This window comes from Staphylococcus sp. EG-SA-2, assembly GCF_017152085.1.
The window spans coordinates 1-572 of the sequence record NZ_JACYHC010000045.1; the positions used below are offsets into that span (position 1 = coordinate 1).

Consider the following 572-nt stretch of genomic DNA (forward strand, 5'->3'; position numbering starts at 1 on the left):
AAATTAAAACCCCCAATTTCATATTAGATACAATTTACAAAATTTATATTAATCCTAATTGTTGTGATAAACAAGTAATATACAAAGTTCAATGTGTAATTAGAAAATTATATTTTTAGCATATCCGAAATTGAAGCAAACAATCTAATCGAAAACAAATAGTGGAATATATTTATGTAAAAACCAAAATAGTTTTTAATATAACTTTTCATAGAATAGTAGTATATTAATGAGTAATGATTCAAAGGAAAGGTGAAAGATTTGAAGATAATAGATGTACTTTTGAAAAATATTTCTCAGGTTGTGTTAATTAGTAATAAATGGACAGGATTATTTATCTTAATAGGATTATTTGTAGCCGATTGGACAATTGGATTAGCGGCTATTGTAGGTAGTATCATAGCTTATGCATTTGCACGTTACATTAATTATAGTGAAGCAGAGATTAATGATGGGTTAGCCGGATTTAATCCAGTGTTAACTGCCATTGCGTTAACAATCTTTTTAGATAAGTCAGGATTAGATATTGTTATAACAATGATAGCAACTTTATTAACGTTACCAGTTGCTGC

General features: G+C 27.3%; 1 protein-coding gene. It reads left to right on the plus strand.

Annotated features, from left to right (window positions below):
• Positions 1–261 precede the first annotated feature (261 nt).
• On the plus strand, positions 262–572 hold a 311-nt coding region (locus tag IDG60_RS00370; protein ID WP_206160348.1), incomplete at its 3' end, for an urea transporter.